Origin of the sequence: Allobosea sp. (genome assembly GCF_017308015.1) — a bacterium.
In the GTDB taxonomy this organism is placed as follows: domain Bacteria; phylum Pseudomonadota; class Alphaproteobacteria; order Rhizobiales; family Beijerinckiaceae; genus Allobosea.
Genome location: NZ_JAFKFW010000034.1, coordinates 14,387 through 27,606 on the forward strand (window position 1 = coordinate 14,387; position 13,220 = coordinate 27,606).

13 protein-coding genes are annotated in these 13,220 nt (G+C 68.4%); 9 read left to right on the plus strand and 4 right to left on the minus strand.

What is annotated here, in order from left to right; genetic code table 11:
- Window positions 1-190 precede the first annotated feature (190 nt).
- From J0I42_RS21830 to J0I42_RS21840, 3 genes are all read left to right on the plus strand, one after another.
- The gene (locus J0I42_RS21830; protein WP_291658007.1) at window positions 191-508 is read left to right on the plus strand and encodes a DMT family transporter; all 318 of its coding nucleotides are present in this window, start codon (window positions 191-193) and stop codon (window positions 506-508) included.
- 145 nt (window positions 509-653) lie between these two features.
- Window positions 654-1,400, plus strand: coding sequence for a F0F1 ATP synthase subunit A (locus J0I42_RS21835; RefSeq protein ID WP_291658009.1), 747 nt, complete (start codon window positions 654-656; stop codon window positions 1,398-1,400).
- A gap of 162 nt (window positions 1,401-1,562) precedes the next feature.
- A complete protein-coding gene (locus tag J0I42_RS21840) occupies window positions 1,563-3,254 on the plus strand; it encodes a mucoidy inhibitor MuiA family protein (RefSeq protein WP_291658011.1) in 1,692 nt (563 codons plus the stop codon).
- A 49-nt stretch (window positions 3,255-3,303) separates the two neighbouring features.
- On the opposite strand, the gene J0I42_RS21845 is transcribed toward J0I42_RS21840, so the two are convergent.
- Together J0I42_RS21845 and J0I42_RS21850 are read right to left on the minus strand one after the other, a co-directional pair.
- Entirely contained in the window at window positions 3,304-3,888 is a 585-nt protein-coding gene (locus J0I42_RS21845) for a tyrosine phosphatase family protein (protein WP_291658013.1), read from the minus strand.
- Window positions 3,889-4,008: 120 nt separating this feature from the next.
- Window positions 4,009-5,205 carry a M20 aminoacylase family protein gene (locus J0I42_RS21850; protein WP_291658015.1) on the minus strand — a complete coding sequence of 399 codons (1,197 nt, stop codon included), beginning with the start codon at window positions 5,203-5,205 and terminating at the stop codon, window positions 4,009-4,011.
- A 303-nt stretch (window positions 5,206-5,508) separates the two neighbouring features.
- Here J0I42_RS21850 and J0I42_RS21855 point away from each other — a divergent pair, with 303 nt between their 5' ends.
- The 3 genes from J0I42_RS21855 to catB all read left to right on the plus strand — a co-directional run bounded on the left by J0I42_RS21855 (window position 5,509) and on the right by catB (window position 8,868).
- Window positions 5,509-6,801 carry an adenylosuccinate synthase gene (locus J0I42_RS21855; protein ID WP_291658017.1) on the plus strand — a complete coding sequence of 431 codons (1,293 nt, stop codon included), beginning with the start codon at window positions 5,509-5,511 and terminating at the stop codon, window positions 6,799-6,801.
- Between the two features lie 31 nt (window positions 6,802-6,832).
- A complete protein-coding gene (locus tag J0I42_RS21860; protein ID WP_291658019.1) occupies window positions 6,833-8,074 on the plus strand; it encodes a histidine kinase in 1,242 nt (413 codons plus the stop codon).
- A gap of 140 nt (window positions 8,075-8,214) precedes the next feature.
- The gene (catB, locus tag J0I42_RS21865) at window positions 8,215-8,868 is read left to right on the plus strand and encodes a type B chloramphenicol O-acetyltransferase (protein ID WP_291658020.1); all 654 of its coding nucleotides are present in this window, start codon (window positions 8,215-8,217) and stop codon (window positions 8,866-8,868) included.
- On the opposite strand, the gene J0I42_RS21870 is transcribed toward catB, so the two are convergent.
- Window positions 8,865-9,812 (minus strand): polyprenyl synthetase family protein, encoded by a 948-nt coding sequence (locus tag J0I42_RS21870; protein ID WP_291658022.1) that lies wholly within the window; start codon window positions 9,810-9,812, stop codon window positions 8,865-8,867. The genes catB and J0I42_RS21870 overlap by 4 nt on opposite strands.
- A gap of 126 nt (window positions 9,813-9,938) precedes the next feature.
- Between J0I42_RS21870 and mtgA the strand changes: the two genes are divergently transcribed.
- Complete coding sequence (gene mtgA, locus J0I42_RS21875; RefSeq protein ID WP_291658024.1) at window positions 9,939-10,607, plus strand: monofunctional biosynthetic peptidoglycan transglycosylase; 669 nt, start codon at window positions 9,939-9,941, stop codon at window positions 10,605-10,607.
- A gap of 151 nt (window positions 10,608-10,758) precedes the next feature.
- Window positions 10,759-10,944 carry a 50S ribosomal protein L32 gene (gene rpmF, locus J0I42_RS21880; RefSeq protein ID WP_047582212.1) on the plus strand — a complete coding sequence of 62 codons (186 nt, stop codon included), beginning with the start codon at window positions 10,759-10,761 and terminating at the stop codon, window positions 10,942-10,944.
- A 77-nt stretch (window positions 10,945-11,021) separates the two neighbouring features.
- On the opposite strand, the gene J0I42_RS21885 is transcribed toward rpmF, so the two are convergent.
- Window positions 11,022-11,234 carry a hypothetical protein gene (locus tag J0I42_RS21885; RefSeq protein WP_291658028.1) on the minus strand — a complete coding sequence of 71 codons (213 nt, stop codon included), beginning with the start codon at window positions 11,232-11,234 and terminating at the stop codon, window positions 11,022-11,024.
- A gap of 172 nt (window positions 11,235-11,406) precedes the next feature.
- Between J0I42_RS21885 and J0I42_RS21890 the strand changes: the two genes are divergently transcribed.
- Window positions 11,407-13,098, plus strand: coding sequence for an EAL domain-containing protein (locus J0I42_RS21890; RefSeq protein WP_291658030.1), 1,692 nt, complete (start codon window positions 11,407-11,409; stop codon window positions 13,096-13,098).
- The last annotated feature ends 122 nt before the right edge of the window (window positions 13,099-13,220 follow it).

The window sequence follows — 13,220 nt, forward strand, 5'->3', positions numbered from 1 at the left end:
GATCAAGGTTCAGGCATGGATCCCGGATCTCCGCTTCGCTCCGTCCGGGATGACCCGCTTCCTTGAAACGCGGCAAATCCGCAGCCTTGCCATCGGGGTCTCGGGTGGCTACCTAAGCACCCGCGAGGCCACGACCTCCCCCAACCTGGGCAATGTGCCGGGACGACCCGGCGAACCATGGGGGACCGCGATGGCGTGGCTCTATCTGTTTTCCGCCGGCATTCTCGAGATCGTCTGGGCTTTCACCATGAAGCAGTCGGACGGCTTCACGCGCCCGGTGCCGACGGCGATCACCATCGTCACGATGATCGGCAGCTTCGCCCTGCTCTCGCTGGCGATGCGCTCTCTGCCGCTCGGTACGGCCTATACGATCTGGACCGGTATCGGCGCCGTCGGCGCCTTCCTCGTCGGCGTCATCGTGCTCGGCGAGGCGCTGACGCCGATGCGCATCGCAGCCGCGGCGCTGATCGTTTCCGGCCTCGTCATGATGAAGCTTTCCGCGAGCTGACGGCCGCACTTGCCAAAGCGGCTGGCGCCTTCTAGGCAGGCCGGGCCCCGGGACGACCCGCGGCCTTCGCAACCTCACAGGGGACGGCCCCACGACGCGGAATCTTCCGCGCCGTCGCGCAACCCCGTGAGCGGAGGCCTTCGCCTTGGCCAATCCCAGCGATCAGTTCATCGTCAAGACTCTCATTCCGTTCCGTGTCGGCGGGCTCGATCTCGGCTTCACCAACGCAGCCCTGATGATGAGCCTCGCCACCGCCGCGATCGCCGGCGGACTGATCCTCGCGACGCGCTCGCGCGCCATCGTTCCCGGCCGCACCCAGGCGCTTGCCGAGATGCTCTACGAATTCGTCGCGAAGACCCTGACCGATGCGACCGGCCGCGAGGGTCAGCGCTTCCTGCCTCTGATCTTCTCGCTCTTCATGTTCGTGCTGGTGCTCAACCTGTTCGGCATGGTTCCCGGCGCCTTCACCGTCACCAGCCATATCGTCGTGACCTTCGCGCTCGCCATGCTGGTGATGGCGACGGTCATCGGCTTCGGCGTGCTGCGCCACGGCTTCGGTTTCCTCAGGCTCTTCGTGCCGTCGGACGTGCCGAAATGGCTTTTACCCTTCATCACGCTGATCGAGATCGTCTCCTTCCTGTCGCGGCCGATCTCGCTGAGCCTGCGCCTCTTCGCCAACCTGCTCGGCGGCCATATCGCGCTCAAGGTCTTCGGCAGCTTCGTCGCGGCACTGCTCGCCGCCGGCGCGGGCTATTCCTTGCTCGCGCCGCTCCCGCTGCTGATGACGGTCGCACTCACCGCCTTCGAGTTCATGGTCGCGGTGCTGCAGGCCTATGTCTTCACCGTGCTCGCCTGCATCTATCTGAACGACGCCCTGCATCCCGGCCATTGAGCGTTTCGCCCGGCTTCGATCGCTGAAGCGCTCCTGCAAACGCAGGACGCTTCCGGCACCCGCCTCGGCTATCCGCATTCCGGCCCAATTCCGCCTTGGACACGCCGGATTCGGTGGTGTCTATCACGACGACGTGATTGCGATCCGGAGGGAATGATTTCGATGCGAAGCCATATTGCCGCCGCCCTGATTCTGGCACCCGGCCTCGCCAGCGCCGCCGAGACCGAATTGTCGAGCCGGATCGACCGTGTCACGGTCTTTCCGGACGGGGCCGTGGTGACGCGGCTCGGCAAGGCCGAACTGCTGCAGGGCGCCTCGCAGATCGTCCTGCGCGGCCTGCCGGCGACGATCGACCCCGCCTCGATCCGCGTCGAAGGCAAGGGTGACGGCACGTTCTCGGTCGGCGCCGTCGATGTCCGCGTCACGCCCGGCGACGCCAGGCCCGTGCTCGACACGGTGCTGGAAGAGAAGCTCAGGACCCTGCGCGACGAGAAGGAGAAGCTCTCCGGCCAGATCGGCGCGATCGAGGCGAAGCGCGCCACGATCGAACGCTTCGCGCAGGTCGGTCCCGACAAGCTCGGCCCGGATGGCAAGGCCCTGCCCGTCGCCGATTGGCCGGCGGTGTTCGAGGCGATCGGCACCGCGCTGGTCAAGGTCCAGGACGAATTGCGCGGCACCCGCAACCGCCTCTCCGATGTCGAAGCCGAGATCGCTTCGCTGGAGCGCGCCCGCCCGCAGGCCGGTCGCCCCGGCGCGCCGAAGCGCGACGTCGCCATCGCCATCGAGGCGCCGCAGCCGGTCGCGGCCGAGTTCACCGTGACCTATCGCGTCACCGGCGCGAACTGGACCCCGACCTACGAGGCTCGCCTGACCACGACCGGCGAGAAGCCGGAAATCGCCTTGACGCGCCGTGCCGAAATTCGCCAGCGCACGGGCGAGGCCTGGGACGATGTCGCGCTTTCGCTCTCGACCACGCGGTCGGCCGGCGGCACCCGCGCGCCCGAGCTCACCCCGATGCAGGTAGCCTTCTTCGAGCCGCCGGTCGTGTATGAAAGCCGCCCGCGCCTCGGTGCGGCCCCCGCTCCGATGGCGGCGGCCCGGGCGAAGGCAGAGGCCGAGGCGACGGCGGACGCCCTCGCCAAGCAGTCGCAGCGCTCGGCGGCGCCCAAGCCGGCCGAAATCCAGGTCGCGACGATCGAGGCCGGGGCCTATCAGGCGAATTTCCAGGTGCCCGGCCGCGCATCGATCCCGCAGGACGGCAGTTCGAAAACGGTGACTCTGACCCAGCGCAAGGCGGAAGCGACGTTGTCCGCCCGCACCGTGCCGGAGCTGGAGCAGAAGGCTTATCTGGAGGCCGGCTTCGTCCATGAGGAGGAAGCGCCGCTGCTCTCCGGCCGCGTCGCGCTGCATCGCGACGGCACCTATATCGGCATGGGCCAGTTCGGGCTGGTCGCACCCGGCGACAAGGTCGAGCTCGGCTTCGGCGCCGATGACCGGATCAAGGTCAGTTTCGCGCCGGTGAAGCGCCGTGAGAACGAGCCGAGCTGGCTCGGCCAGACCCGCACCGACCTGCGCGAGTTCCGCACGGTGGTGAAGAGCCTGCACGCGAAGCCGGTCAAGATCACCGTGCTGGAGCGCATCCCGTTCTCGGAGAGCAGCGGAATCACGGTCGAGACGATAGCGGCCCAGACCACGCCGCCGACCGAGAAGCAGGTCGGCGACCGGCGCGGCGTCGCCTCATGGACCTTCGATCTCGCAGGAGGCGCCGAGAAGGAGATCAAGCTCGCCTACCGCATCAAATGGCCGGGCGACCGCGAACTCTCCTACGAGGAGCAGCCGCTGCCGGGGCGGTGAGCCAGTCGCCCCTATCGCGCCCGGGTCAAGTCCGGGCGTGATGGCTGCCTCAGGGCGTGAGACCCATCTCGATCTCGCGCTTGCGGCCGAGATCGTTCATCCAGGTGCGGAACTTGGGCTGCACCTCGATCTGGTGCGCGTAGTGCCGCCGCAGCGCCTGCGTCAGCCGGCCCTTGCGCCCGAGCTGCTCGTCCGCGAAGCCGATCATCACCGAATTCGGCCAGGCCTGCGGGCGGATCTCGCGCAGGCGCGCGAACAGCGCATCCTCGTCCTCGGCCGCATCGGCCTGCGCCATCAAGGTCATCATCGCCGCCGTCGAGCGCGAGATGCCCATATGGCAATGTACCAGCAGATGGCCCTTCACGCGGCCTGCCGCGGTCCCGCGCAGGCCATCGCCGAAGCTGATGATCTCGCCGACATGTTCCGGCGTCGGCATGGTCTGGCCAGGCTGCGGGTCGATGATATCGTGGAAGCGCAATGTGACGCGCTGGTGCTCGCCATAGGTCCCGAAGGCGTCGATCTCGGCCCGATCGGGATCGAGCACGGACAGCACATGCGTCACCTCGCGGGCGCTGTTGCCGGGCAATTCATCAATGCCGCAGATCGTCAGGGTCGAGATGGACAGGGTCTTCATGGCGTGCCTCCGCTGCGGAGCCCGCCTAGCGCTGCTGCGCCGGCTATACAACTGCCGGGAATGACGGGCTGCCCTGCATGATTGCAACCGGCCCCGGAGGGCCGGCTGCGATGATCGTTCTCAGGCGGCCTTGGCCTGCCCGAGCTCCTGATCGACGACGCCGACCCAGTAGCGCACGCCGTCCGGGATGATCTCGTCGTTGAAGTCGTAGAGCGGCGTATGCAGGCCGACGAAGGAGCCGTCCGGATTGACGCCGTTGCCGATGCGCATGAAGGCGCCCGGACGCACCAGCATCATCTCGGCGAAATCCTCGCCGCCCGTGCCGGGGCGAAGCTGGCCGTTGACCTTCTCGGCGCCGACGGCCGCCGTCGCCGCGGCCACCCCGACGCGGACCTGCTCGGCCTCGTTCACCAGCGGGCTGGTGCCGCGATGGTAATAGGCTTCCGCCTTGCAGCCCCAGGCCTGCGCCGTCGCCGCCGCAAGCTCGCCGATGCGTCGCTCCACGATGTCGCGGACTTCCATGGAATAGGTCCGCGCCGTACCGCCGATGACGAGCTCGGAGGGGATCACGTTCGAGGCGTTGACGTCGCCGCCATGGATGTAGCCGACGCTGATCACCGCGGTGTCGAGCGGGGCGACGTTGCGGCCGATGATGCCCTGCAGGCCGAGCACGAAATGCGCCTGGGCATAGGTGATGTCCGTCGAGCGATGCGGCTGCGAACCGCCATGGCCGCCGACGCCGTGGAAGGTGACCTTCCACGAGTCGGCTGCCGCCAGGAACGGGCCGACCGTGGTGCCGAAGGTACCGGGCGCCATGCCGGGCGTGTTGTGCAGGCCATAGATCGCATCGCAGGGGAAGCGCTCGAACAGCTTGTCGGCGAGCATCGCGTTGGCGCCGCCGCGGCCTTCCTCCGCCGGCTGGAAGATCAGGTTGACGGTACCCTCGAAATCGCGGTTCTCGGCGAGGTAGCGCCCGGCCGCGAGCAGCATCGTGGTGTGTCCGTCATGGCCGCAGGCATGCATCCGGCCCGGGTTCTTCGAGGAATAGGGCAGGTTCGTCGTCTCATCGAGCGCGAGGCAGTCCATGTCGGCGCGCAGGCCCACGGCGCGGCCGGGCTTGTTGCCGCGGATCACGCCGACGACGCCGGTCTTGCCGACATTCTCGGTGACCTCGACACCCCACTCGCGCAGCTTGTCGGCGACGAGCTTGGCCGTGCGGACCTCTTCGAGACCGAGTTCGGGATGGGCGTGGATGTCGCGGCGGATCGCGGTGAAGGCGGCGTGATGCTGGTCGAGCCAGGCGTCGAGTTTCGTCATGGTCGGTGAAATCCCCTCTCCTTGGGCCTGCGGCGGCATGGCCCCTCCATCGCCGCCCGCTGGCCCATAGCCCTTACGCCCGATTGTGGCGGCATCACTGCGCAGATGCTGCAGGGCGGCCATGCTCCGGCAGTTTATCCCGCCAAATTGCCGCCCGATCCGCCGGAAAACTTGACCTGCGCGCCCTATTGGCCGATGAGGGCTTGCAAGGACCTGCCCCGAAACCCCGGCCTTGCGCCGGGGTTTTGCATTTGCGCGGGCCGCTTGCACAGACAACGCGGTAACAGCAGGGACACCTCGCTCATGGCGAATGTTGTGGTGGTCGGCGCCCAGTGGGGCGACGAGGGCAAGGGCAAGATCGTCGACTGGCTCTCCAGCCAGGCCGATGTCGTCGTGCGTTTCCAGGGTGGTCATAACGCCGGCCATACCTTGGTCATCGACGGCGTCGTCTACAAGCTCTCGCTGCTGCCCTCCGGCATCGTGCGGCCCGGCAAGCTTTCGGTGATCGGCAACGGCGTCGTCGTCGACCCCTGGCATCTCGTCGAGGAGATCGCCAAGCTGCGCGCGCAAGGGGTGGCGATCACCCCGGACAACCTGCGCATCGCCGACAACGCGACGCTGATCCTGCCGCTGCACCGCGAGCTCGACCATTTCCGCGAGACCTCGAATGCCGGCATGAAGATCGGCACGACCAAGCGCGGCATCGGCCCGGCCTATGAAGACAAGGTCGGCCGCCGCGCCATCCGCGTCATCGACCTCAAGGACGAGGCGCTGCTCGAGGCCAAGATCGAGCGCCTGCTCGCCCATCACAACGCGCTGCGCCGCGGCCTCGGCATCGGCGAGGTCGATGCGAAGGAACTGCTCGGCCAGCTCAAGACGATCGCCGGCGAGGTGCTGCCCTATGCCACCTCGGTCTGGGCCCTGCTCGACGCCGAGCGCCGCGCCGGCAAGCGCATCCTGTTCGAGGGTGCGCAGGGCGCCCTGCTCGACGTCGACCACGGCACCTATCCCTTCGTAACCTCCTCGAACATCGTCGCAGGCCAGGCCGCAACCGGCTCCGGCATGGGCCCGTCGGCGGTCGGCTATGTGCTGGGCATCGCCAAGGCCTACACCACCCGCGTCGGCGAAGGCCCCTTCCCGACGGAGCTTTTCGACGAGATCGGCGAGCTGATCGGCACCAAGGGCAAGGAATTCGGCGTCGTCACCGGCCGCAAGCGCCGCTGCGGCTGGTTCGATGCCTGTCTCGTGCGCCAGACGGTCAAGACGTCCGGCATCGACGGCATCGCGCTGACCAAGCTCGACATCCTCGACGGCTTCAAGGAGATCAAGGTCTGCGTCGGCTACAGGCTCGACGGCCAGATCCTCGAGCATCTGCCGGCCGGCCAGAACGACCAGGCCCGCGTCGAACCGATCTACGAGACGATCGAGGGCTGGGAAGGCTCCACGGCCAATGCCCGCTCCTGGGCCGATCTCCCGGCACAGGCGATCAAGTATGTCCGCCGCATCGAGGAACTGATCGGCGCCACCGTCGCCGTGCTCTCCACCAGCCCGGAGCGCGACGATACGATCCTCGTCCACAATCCTTTCGAGGGTTGACGGAAGACTTCATCAGCGACAAGTGAGGCCAATGGCCGACTTCTATCCGATCCTGGCGCGTGCGGTCGCCGGGCTGCCCGAAACTTCCCCGGAGGCGCGGCGCGCCATCTACGACCGGGCGCGGACGGCGCTCGTCGCGCAGTTGAGGGGGCTCGACCCGCCGCTGAGCGAGGCCGAGATCATGCGCGAGCGCCTCGCGCTCGACGAGGCCGTCGCCCGGATCGAAGCTGATTACGACGACGCGCCGCCCCCTCCGCCGGCCTCGGACGGCCCGGTGATCCGAACCGTCGAGAATCCGACGCTGCCGATCCGCCCGCCGACGCCGAAGAAGCCGCCGGAATTCGCGCCGCTGCCTCCCGCCGCCGGGCAGGATGACGGCGAGCCGCTGCCCGAGCCGGCCGAGCCGCAGGTCGCCCGGCCGCGCGTGCAGCCGCCGCGCGAGCGGCGGGTCAAACCCGGCCATATCCGCTCCGCCGTGGTCGGCGGCGTCGTGGCGGTCGCGGTCGCCGCCATCGCGGCCACCGCTATCTATGTCCACAAGCTCAGGCCCCAGGACGCGCCACGCCCGAACGGCGAAACCGCGCAGCGGACGCAAGCCCCCCAGCCCGACAATGCCGGCAAGATCGCCGAGCGCGTCGGCGAGCCCGGCGCGCCCCCGCAGAACCGCCCGGCGGGCAACCAGCAGGGCAGCACGCCCGGCATCCCCGTGCCGCAGCCCGGCGGCGAGATCGCCGTCGCCCAGCGCGCGGTCCTCTTCGTCGAGGTTCCCGAAACCCCGCAGCAGCCGCAGACCACCGCCGGCCGCGTGTTCTGGCGCCTCGACAGCGAAAGCGCCGGCCAGGGCCGGCCGATCGAGACCATCGTGCGTGCGACGGTCGAGATCCCCGATGTCGGCCTCAGCCTCGACTTCACCATCCGCCGCAATACCGATACGGCCTTCCCCGCTTCGCATATCATCGGTCTGCGCTTCACCAGCACCGGCGACCCGGCCACCCAGACCGTCAAGGAAGTCGGCGTTCCCCAGTTCAAGAGCGAGGAAGGCGAGCGCGGCGCGCCGCTCTCGGCGATCAATTCGGCACTGGGCGACAATCTCTTCGTCGCGGCGTTGTCGAACGTGCCGGTCGAGGTCGAGCGCAATATCGAACTGATCCTCAACCGCGCCTGGATCGACGTGCCCGTACGCTTCGCCTCGGGCCGGCGCGGCATCATCACCTTCGAGAAGGGCGTCTCCGGCAGCCAGACGCTGGCAGACGCCTTCGGCCGCTGGCGCTGACATGAGCGCCTCAGGCAACGCCATCCTCGCCCGAAGACCCCGACGCAAGCTCTGAAACGCCACGCGCGCTCCGGCGCATGCGCGGCATTCCTTCAGCTTTCAATGGAAACCGGCAGCATCCGTGCCGGTGGGGCGAGATCATGACGAATGCCTTCGAAAGCCCGTTCAAGGGCCGCCTGCTCTCCGAGCAGGTCACCAACCCCAATATCAGCGTCGGCTGCTACAGCTATTATTCCGGCTATTATCACGGCCACGCCTTCGACGATTGCGCCCGCTATCTCTGGCCGGAGCTCGCCGATGTCGACAAGCTCGTCATAGGCAGCTTCTGCTCGATCGGCACCGGCGCCTCGTTCATGATGGCCGGCAATCAGGGACACCGGAACGACTGGGTCTCCAGCTTCCCCTTCTTCTATATGACGCAGGAGCCCGCCTTCGCCCGCGCGCAGGATGCGTTCCGCAAGGCCGGCGATACGATCATCGGCAGCGATGTCTGGATCGGTGCCGAGGCGATGATCATGCCGGGCATCCGGGTCGGCCATGGTGCCGTCATCGGCAGCCGCGCCCTGGTGACGAAGGATGTCGAGCCCTACACGATCGTCGGCGGCAACCCGGCAAGGCCGCTGCGCAAGCGCTTCGGCGACGAGGAGATCGCGCTGCTGCTCGAAATGGCGTGGTGGAACTGGCCCCTCGACGAGATCGAAGCCGCCATGGATCTGCTCTGCTCGGGCGACATCCACGGGCTGCATGCCCGCTGGCGCACCGGGCGAGGGGCCGTCGAGGGAAGAGCGTCCTAGCTCTTCCGCTCAGCCGCAAACCGCGCCGCGGCCCGGAGCATATCCGCCTCCGGGCCGAAGCCCGACAACGCCGCCACGGCCTCGGCGCTCAGCCGGTCGCGCTCGCGCTTGGCGCGGTCAAGTCCGAGCGCGCCGACCAGCGTGCCCTTCCCCTGGTCGGCATCCTTGGCCGTCGCCTTGCCCATCTGCGCGGCGTCCGATTCCACGTCGAGAATATCGTCGGCGATCTGGAAGGTCGCGCCCAGGGCCCGGCCATAGCGGCCGAGAGCCGCCAGCGCCACCGCGTCGGCGCCGCCGAGCCGGGCGCCGATCTCAACGCTCGCCGCCAGCAAAGCACCGGTCTTCATCGCCTGGAGACGGCGGATTTCGGCGTCCGACAGGGCGCTGCGCGCCGTCTCGAAGCGCCCTTCGGCGGCCAGGTCCAGCATCTGGCCGCCGACCATGCCGCCGAGGCCCGTGGCCCGCGCGAGGCTAGTCACCAGCGCCGCGCGCACCCCGCCATCGGGATGCGTCGCCTCATCGGCCAGCACGTCGAAGGCGAGTGTCAGCAGGGCGTCGCCCGCCAGGATCGCCGTCGCCTCGTCGAAGGCCTTGTGCACGGTCGGCCGGCCGCGACGAAGGTCGTCGTCGTCCATCGCCGGCAGGTCGTCATGCACCAGCGAATAGCAGTGCAGCAATTCGACCGCCGCGCCCGCACGCCGGGCCTGCTGCGCCGGAACCCCGAGAAATCCGGCCGTCTCGACCGTCAGGAAGGGGCGCAGCCGCTTGCCGCCGCCGAGCGCGCCATGCCGCATCGCGGCGACGAGCCGCGGCGGGCGCACGATCTCGCCCGCAGCCGGAGCATCGGACAACAGCGTCTCCAGCAGCGTTTCGATGGCGGCCGCATTCTGCGCCAGCCGGAGATCGAGATCGCCGGAATGGGCCGAAGGAGGGACGGAACTCATGCGCAGATCTCGCGTTCGCTGCCGGAAGGGGGGCCTTGCCGGACGTTCGCCGCATCGTCAAGCTGCACCGCCTCGGGTTCGGGCCATGACGGCCGGGCCGATCGAACGGCAGCGGGGTGAAGCAAGGTGCTGGGTAGGGTTCTCGGCCTGTGCTTCCGGATCGCCGTCTGGCTGCTCCTCGCCCTCGCGGCCTTGATCCTGCTCTACCGATTCGTTCCCGTGCCCTCGACCCTGATGCTCGGCCGCTGGCTGGCGCTCAAGCCCGTCGAACGCGACTGGGTGGCGCTCGACCAGATTTCGCCGCATCTCATCCGGGCCGTGATCGCCTCGGAGGACCAGCGCTTCTGCAGCCATGGCGGCGTCGACTGGGTCGAGCTCAACAAGGTGCTGGAGAACGAGGACGGGCCGAGTCGCGGCGCCTCGACGCTGACCATGCAGACGGCCAAGAACGTCTTCCTCTGGCCGGGCCGCTCCTATATCCGCAAAGGCATGGAGATTCCGCTCGCCATGGCCATCGATTTCGCCTGGTCGAAGCCGCGCGTCATCGAGGTCTATCTCAACGTCGCCGAATGGGGCGAGGGCCTGTTCGGCGCCGAAGCCGCGGCCCAGCGCTATTTCCGCAAATCCGCGGCACGATTGACGCCGGCCGAGGCCGCGCGCCTCGCCGGCGCCCTGCCCAATCCGCTGCTGCGCAACCCGGCCAGGCCGAATCGGGCGCTGCAATCCGCCGCCGGCCGCAGCCTGCGCCAGCTCGGCCAGCTCGGATCGCTGGGCGATTGCGCCCTGCCCGGCTGATACTGGCCGAGCCGGCGAAGAAATCCGGATTCGGCACTAGCCATCGCGGCTCCGACGGTGTAAGGCCAACGCCTCACGAGATTGATCCGTCGCCGTGGCGGATGCGTGGCCTTGGGGCCAGCGTCCGGGCGGTGGCACGATGGAGAGTACAATGGCCGTTCCGAAGAGAAAGACGTCGCCGTCGAAGCGTGGCATGCGCCGCTCGGCCGACGCCCTGAAGCAGCCCACCTATATCGAGGACAAGAACTCGGGTGAGCTGCGCCGTCCGCACCATGTCGACCTGAAAAGCGGCATGTATCGCGGCCGTCAGGTCCTGAAGGTCAAGACCGACGCCTGAGGCGTCCGGTTTTCCGGCGCCGGCAGCGATGCCGGCCAAAGCTTGAAACCGGCCGCAAGGCCGGTTTTTCTTTGCCTTCAGGTCCGGGCCGATTGCAGGCGTATCTTCCCGACCGGCGCAACGAGCCGCGCCGTGGCGCGATAGACGCTCGCCGCCGCTTGCGGGCTCGCCCGTCCGCGCCGGGCGAAGGGACCGATCTCCGCCCGCGCCGCAGCCGCCTGCAGGAGCACCAGCCCGGATGCGTCGGCACCCGCAGCATTCCGTTGCGTCCAGCTTCCGGCTTCAACCATGTATCACTCCGGCACAGACAAGTTGTGACGGAGTCGTTACTGCAAGGAATCAACCAGCCTTAACGCCGCGTTAATCTGAAATACCGCATCGTTTCGAAGCACTTCCCATCTCATGGACAGGGCGCCGAAGCACCAGAACGGGGCTCCGCGGCCGTCCTCTAGAGGCCGACCGATGCCCTCCCCGTCGATCTTCAGCTTCCAGAACGGCAGCCCGGTTGATCCCCGCAGCATCCTCTCCTCGATCGGCGAAGTGGTCTATGGCTGGGACATCCAGAGCGACGCGCTGAGCTGGGGGCCGAACGCCCCTGAAGTCCTCGGCGCGCTTCCCGAGCAGGCCATGCAGCGGGGTCTTGCTTTCGCCGGCCTGGTCGAGCCCGGCAGCGGGCCCAGCCGCTATGACGCGATCTTCTGCTCAAGCGAGCACGACAAGGGCGAGGGCGTCATCTACCGCACGCGCTACGCCGTCGATCTCGGGGGGCGCAAGATGTGGGCCGAGGATACCGGCCGCTGGTTCGCCGGCAACGACGGCTACCCGGCGAGCGCGCGCGGCGTGCTCAGGCTCGAACGCGCCGCCCGGCCCGACGAGCTCGAGCAGTTCGGCAGCGAGCTCTGCGATCGCCCGGCCCTGGTCGAGCGAATCGGCGCAATGTTGCAGGAGCACCTGCCGGCGGGGCTCCCGGTCGTCGTCCTCGTCGCGGCGATCGACGAACTCGCCCGCCTCAACGACGACTTCGGCCATGAAGCCACCGACGAGATCATCGGCACCGTCCATGAGCGCCTGCGTTCGGTGACGCGCCGGCGCGACCATCTCGTCCGCTATGCCGGCAACAGCTTCGCGATTCTCCTCGCCGGCTGTCCGCCCGATCAGGTCGAGCCCGCCGCCCGCCGCTTCATCAAGGTCGTCGCGCAATCGGCGATCGAAACCAGCCGCGGCATCGCGCTGGTGCGGCTGCGCGTCGGCGCGGCGAGTGCCCCCGAGCTCGGCAGCCATGGCGGCTCGCTGCTCGCCGCGGCCGAAGGAGCTCTGGCGAGCGCCCGGGCCGGTGCCGTCGACAGCGCCGTGATGGCCAAGCCGCAGCCGCGGCGCAATCCCGGCAGCGAGCAGACCGGCTTCGACTTTCAGGCGATCGCGGCCCTGAACGAGCGCCGCGTGCGCCTGGCCCTGCAGCCGATCGTCCGGACGGCTTCGCGCGAGATCGCCTTCCACGAGGCGCTGCTGCGCGTCGGCCAGGGCGATACCGGCCTCTATTTCGCCTCAGCCGAACTGATCCCGATGCTGGAGCGCCGCGGCCTCGTGCGGCTCTTCGACCAGCGCGTGCTGGAGCTGGCCATCGAGATGCTGGGCGCCGATCCGAAGCTCAACCTCTCGGTCAACGTCTCGCCGCGCTCGCTGAACGATCCCGAATGGTTCGACGCCTTCATCGCCTGCACCGCCGCCGCCAGCGGCAAGGCCTCGCGCCTGATCGTCGAGATCACGGAAACCGCGACGATCGAGAATCCCGGCCGCATCGCCAAACTGCTGGGCCGAATCAAGGAACAGGGCGCACGCGTCGCCATCGACGATTTCGGCGCCGGCCATACCTCGCTCAAGCACCTGCGCGCCTTCCCGATCGACATCCTCAAGATCGACGGCACCTTCACCCAGAACCTGCGCCGCTCGACCGACGACCGCTTCTATGTCCGCACGCTGGTCGAGCTCGCCAGCCATCTCGGCGTCGAGACGGTCGCCGAATGGGTCGACGACGAGATGCAGGCGAGCATGCTGCGCGACTGGGGCGTCACCTATCTTCAGGGCCATCTCGTGGGGCGAGCCCAGATCGCCGAACCGTTGCAGATCGCGCCGCGGCGGCGGACAGCCGGCTGACGCAGCCCCGTTTCGACCGGGTTTCGGGAGCCTGGTCCGATAACCGCTGACGACAGTCGCAGATCATGCTTTATGTCGCCGGTCCGCCACCCGAGCGAAGTATTGCCGTCTGGCGAACCAAA

Bases quoted from the DNA above. Each gene is read 5' to 3' on its own strand.
- J0I42_RS21830 (WP_291658007.1), top strand. From the start codon at position 191: ATGGCGTGGCTCTATCTGTTTTCCGCCGGCATTCTCGAGATCGTCTGG.
- J0I42_RS21840 (WP_291658011.1), top strand. From the start codon at position 1,563: ATGCGAAGCCATATTGCCGCCGCCCTGATTCTGGCACCCGGCCTCGCC.
- J0I42_RS21845 (WP_291658013.1), bottom strand. From the start codon at position 3,888: ATGAAGACCCTGTCCATCTCGACCCTGACGATCTGCGGCATTGATGAA.
- J0I42_RS21850 (WP_291658015.1), bottom strand. From the start codon at position 5,205: ATGACGAAACTCGACGCCTGGCTCGACCAGCATCACGCCGCCTTCACC.
- J0I42_RS21855 (WP_291658017.1), top strand. From the start codon at position 5,509: ATGGCGAATGTTGTGGTGGTCGGCGCCCAGTGGGGCGACGAGGGCAAG.
- J0I42_RS21860 (WP_291658019.1), top strand. From the start codon at position 6,833: ATGGCCGACTTCTATCCGATCCTGGCGCGTGCGGTCGCCGGGCTGCCC.
- catB (WP_291658020.1), top strand. From the start codon at position 8,215: ATGACGAATGCCTTCGAAAGCCCGTTCAAGGGCCGCCTGCTCTCCGAG.
- J0I42_RS21870 (WP_291658022.1), bottom strand. From the start codon at position 9,812: ATGAGTTCCGTCCCTCCTTCGGCCCATTCCGGCGATCTCGATCTCCGG.
- rpmF (WP_047582212.1), top strand. From the start codon at position 10,759: ATGGCCGTTCCGAAGAGAAAGACGTCGCCGTCGAAGCGTGGCATGCGC.
- J0I42_RS21885 (WP_291658028.1), bottom strand. From the start codon at position 11,234: ATGGTTGAAGCCGGAAGCTGGACGCAACGGAATGCTGCGGGTGCCGAC.
- J0I42_RS21890 (WP_291658030.1), top strand. From the start codon at position 11,407: ATGCCCTCCCCGTCGATCTTCAGCTTCCAGAACGGCAGCCCGGTTGAT.